The sequence below is a fragment of the Luteibacter sp. P4_D7_3 genome (assembly GCF_056401735.1).
The window spans coordinates 1-4,280 of record NZ_JBFUIT010000327.1 but is presented as its reverse complement, the minus strand read 5'-3'; the positions used below and the strand labels follow the sequence as shown (position 1 = coordinate 4,280).

General features: G+C 64.7%; 4 protein-coding genes and 1 pseudogene. 3 read left to right on the top strand and 2 right to left on the bottom strand.

All coding sequences use genetic code 11. From position 1 onward, the window contains the following. Positions 1-88 precede the first annotated feature (88 nt). Both trxC and AC1DSN_RS19125 read right to left on the bottom strand, forming a co-directional pair. Complete coding sequence (trxC, locus tag AC1DSN_RS19130) at positions 89-574, bottom strand: thioredoxin TrxC (RefSeq protein WP_477299304.1); 486 nt, start codon at positions 572-574, stop codon at positions 89-91. Positions 575-727: 153 nt separating this feature from the next. After that, positions 728-1,618: a LysR family transcriptional regulator gene (locus AC1DSN_RS19125; protein WP_477332251.1), complete on the bottom strand. Its 891-nt coding sequence runs from the start codon at positions 1,616-1,618 to the stop codon at positions 728-730. 233 nt (positions 1,619-1,851) lie between these two features. Between AC1DSN_RS19125 and AC1DSN_RS19120 the strand changes: the two genes are divergently transcribed. The 3 genes and pseudogenes from AC1DSN_RS19120 to AC1DSN_RS19110 all read left to right on the top strand — a co-directional run. Beyond that, entirely contained in the window at positions 1,852-2,865 is a 1,014-nt protein-coding gene (locus tag AC1DSN_RS19120) for an aldo/keto reductase (protein ID WP_477332249.1), read from the top strand. A 70-nt stretch (positions 2,866-2,935) separates the two neighbouring features. Further along, positions 2,936-4,036 (top strand): annotated as a pseudogene (locus AC1DSN_RS19115) (NADH:flavin oxidoreductase/NADH oxidase); the annotation flags it as partial. A gap of 154 nt (positions 4,037-4,190) precedes the next feature. Beyond that, a partial coding sequence (locus tag AC1DSN_RS19110; RefSeq protein ID WP_477332253.1) for a DUF1348 family protein occupies positions 4,191-4,280 on the top strand: 90 nt, incomplete at its 3' end.

The window sequence follows — 4,280 nt, the reverse complement described above, 5'->3', positions numbered from 1 at the left end:
CGGCCGAGCAATTCACGAAGCAGTGAAAAGCGCGCGATGCTCCAGTCGTCCGCGGTCGGTTCGATGGTGGTCTGTAGAAGTATGCGTTTCATAAGTGAGCCTGAGAGAGCGCGTTACCGATCCACTGCACGATGGCCTGGGTCGGCATGGCGCCCGATGTACGGGCGATTTCTCGTCCTTTGTGAATCATGATCATGGTGGGAATGCTACGGATGGCATAACGGCCGGACACCTCCGGCATGGCTTCGGTATCGAGCTTGGCCATGCGGACGCGCGGCTCGAGCACCTTCGCGGCGGCTTCGAAATTCGGGCTCATCGTGCGACAGGGTCCGCACCACGCGGCCCAGAAATCGATGACCACCGGCAACTCGCTTTTCAGCGTATGTCGCTCGAAGTTCGCCGCCGTCATCTCGACGGCCCTGCCCGGAAAGAGACTGTTATGGCACGTGCCGCACTTCGGGTCTTGTCCCATCCTGACACGCGGCACGCGATTGAGCGCCGCGTCGACGGGGCAGGCGACGATCACCGAATCGGGCTGACTATTCGCCGTGGAGGGTGCAGGTTGTTCGGCCACGCGCGGTTCCTCGTTCAAGCGTTGCGATCCAGAAAATCGTGGCAGTCGGGCCGACGGCGGCGCCGAGCATGTATACACCCACCATACGACTGTGCGCGTCGGGCCGTCTTGTGAAGATCATGCTCTGGTTCGTTACATGTCTAGGCTGCCGGTTCAGTCCTGGCGATACCAGTCCTCCGACGCCGGCACCCTTTCGGCGAGAAAATCCACGAAGGCGCGGACGCGGGTGGCCAGGTGTTCGTGCCCCACGAAGACGGCATGAGTGACCTGCCGTTCACCCGCGTTGAAGTCCTCGAGGATCGGCACAAGTCGCCCTGCGGCGATGTCCCGCTCCACGTGGTACGACGACAGCCGTGCGATTCCCAGGCCGTCCACGGCCATGCGGCGCAGTGTCTCGCCGTTGTTGGCCTGGAAGTTTCCGCCGATGGGAACGGATCGGCTGCGACCGGTGGAGCGATCGAGGAACGGCCACGCATTGAACGAGCGGCCCAGGTTGAAGACTAGGCAGTTGTGCGCGGCCAGATCGTCGGGTGTCGTCGGCATACCGTGGCGCTCCAGGTAGGCGGGAGAGGCGAATACGACGTAACCCGCTTCACTGATCTTGCGTGCCTTGAGGCCGGAGTCGGGCAACACGCCCACACGGATGGCGACGTCGGCGCGGTCTTCCACCAGATCCACGATGCTGTCGTTGAGCGAGAGGTCCAGCTCCACCAGGGGGTAGGCGGCGAGGAATTCCGGAATCAGCGGGACGATCTTGCGCACGCCGAAGGATACCGAAGCGTTCACACGCAGCTTTCCCGAGGGCGCCGCCGCGCCGCCATGGGCGACAAGACGTTCGGTCTCGTCGATATCGGCCAATACCCGCAAGGCGCGCGCGTAATAGGTTTCGCCTTCCGGGGTGAGCTGCAGGGTACGCGTGGTGCGCACGATCAGTCGTGTGCCGAGCCGGCTTTCCAGTCGCGCCACGAGTTTGCTGATCGCCGAGGGCGACAAGCCGAAACTCCGTGCCGCGCCCGCGAAGCTGCCGGACTGGACGACCCGCATGAAGGCCTCCATTTCTCCCGCGCGGTTGTCCATAAATCACCTATTCGTGAATCGAGGGCATGAGTGTCGATAGCCGGGCCCGTCTTGCCGCTGGCACCGTCGGGTTCCATATTACTCGTCGTAAGCCGTGGCGGCGCCCGCTGGCGCACGGGAGAGTGAGGTCGTTCCTGGTCATATTCGTGATGATACGGAACGAATCCCGCCACGGTACCCATTCGATCTGGAGACACACCATGACCATCCGCGACAAACTTCTGGCTGGCCCGTTGGGCTTCGGTACCGCCCCGCTGGGCAACATGTTCCGCAACATTCCCGAGGACGAGGCTGCCGCCACCGTCGAGGCCGCCTGGGAGCAGGGCACCCGCTTCTTCGACACCGCGCCGTTCTATGGCGCCGGCCTCGCCGAGATTCGTCTGGGCCAGATGCTGGCCAGGCACCCGCGTGACGAATACACCTTGAGTACCAAGGTCGGTCGTATCGTTCTGGACGAGCTGGAAACCGGCGCCCGGGACCTGGGCGAGAAGGGCGGCGTGTTCGAGCATGGCCGTCCGAACAAAGTCGTCGACGACTACACGGAAAAAGGCACCTACCAGTCCATCGAGGACAGCCTGAAGCGCATGAGCGTCGGTCATATCGATTTTGTCTGGGTGCACGACATCGCGCAGGACTTCTACGGCGACGAGTGGCTGGGCAAGTTCGAGATCGCACGCACCGGCGCGTTCCGCGCGCTGGATCGCATGCGCGACGAAGGCGTCATCAAGGGCTGGGGCCTGGGCGTGAACAAGACCGAGCCGGTGGAACTCCTGCTGGGCCTCGCTAACGCACGACCGGATGCCACGCTGCTCGCCGGGCGCTACACATTGCTCGATCACGCCCACGCGCTCCAGCGCCTGATGCCAGCGGCTGCCGCAAAGGGCGTCGACATCGTCGTCGGCGGCCCGTACAGCTCGGGCATCCTGGCCGGTGGCGCCCACTTTGAATACCAGGCGGCGTCGCCGGAAATCATCGCTCGCGTCGAAAAGATCAAGGCGCTGGCCACCCGCTACGACGTGCCGGTGAAGGCGGCGGCGGTGCAGTTCGTGCTGGCCCATCCTGCGGTGGCGGCGGTGATTCCCGGTGCCAGCAAACCATCGCGTATTGCCGAAGACCACGCCGCGCTCAAGGCGATCATCCCCGTCGACTTCTGGCGCGAGATGCGCCAGCAAGGCCTCGTGTCGCCGGAAGCGCCGTTGCCCGGCGACGCCTGAGCGCCCTTTTTTTCAAGCAACCGATACCCCAACACGGGTATCAAGTATCTGGTTTCCAAGGAGACACCCCATGGCGCAACCCGCGCTGTTCAAACCGATCCGTGTACGTAACCTCGACCTGACCAACCGGATCGTGATCGCGCCAATGTGCCAGTACTCGGCCGTGGACGGCCAGATGAACGACTGGCACCTGATGCACCTGGGTCAGCTCGCCAACTCGGGCGCCRCCCTGGTGACGATCGAAGCCACGGCCGTGCTGCCCGAGGCGCGGATCACCTGGGCCGACGTGGGCTTGTACGACGACGCGACGGAAGCCGCCATGCGGCGCACGCTGGAAGGCGTGCGCAAGTGGTCCAACGTGCCCATCGCGATCCAGCTCAACCACGCGGGGCGCAAAGCGTCGACTGACACACCCTGGGTCGGCGGCGCCCAGCTGGCGCCGGATGACGCCCATGGTTGGCAAACCGAGGCACCGTCGGCCGTGGCCTTCCTCGACGACTATCTGCCGCCCACGGCGCTGGACCGTGATGGCCTGGACCGTGTCCGCGACGCATTCGCCGCCGCTGCGGTGCGGGCCGCGCGGCTGGATATCGATGTGGTCCAGTTGCACGGGGCGCATGGCTACCTGCTGCATCAGTTTCTCTCGCCGATCTCCAACCAGCGGACCGACGAATACGGCGGGTCGCTGGAAAACCGCATGCGTTTCCCCCTCGAGGTATTCGACGCCGTCCGCGCAGCTTTCCCCGCCGATCGTCCCGTCACGATGCGCGTGTCGGCGACGGATTGGGTCGAGGGCGGCTGGGATCTGGAGCAGACCCTCGTGTTCGCCCGTGCCCTCGAAGACCACGGCTGCGATGCCATCCATGTGTCGACGGGCGGTCTCGATGCCGCGCAGAAGATCCCTGTGGGCCCCAGCTACCAGGTGCCCTTCGCCCGCGCGGTGAAGCAAGCCGTAAAGATGCCCGTCGTGGCCGTCGGCCTGATCACCGAAGCCGAGCAGGCGGAGGCCATCGTGGCCACAGGCGACGCGGACATGATCGCTCTGGCGCGCACGGTGCTGTTCGATCCACGGTGGCCCTGGCACGCGGCTGCCCAGTTGGGCGGGCAGATTCACCATCCGCCGAAGCAATACCTGCGGTCACAGCCGTCGCGTTTCCGGCATCTGTTCGCTGTGCCGGAACATATGGCCGCCGAGGCGGGCTGGGCCGAAGACGGTGAAGGTCGTCTGCTTTAACCCGCTTACGGACTGCTGCGACAAGATGCGCCAAGCGCGCCAGTGTACCGATCGGTACACTGGCGACTACTCAACGCTGGAGTGCCTCCCGATGGCCGCGCCTGTCCCTCCGTTCAATCACGAATCCGCCGTGCAGAAGGTCCGTCTTGCCGAAGACGGCTGGAATAGTCGCGACCCTGCC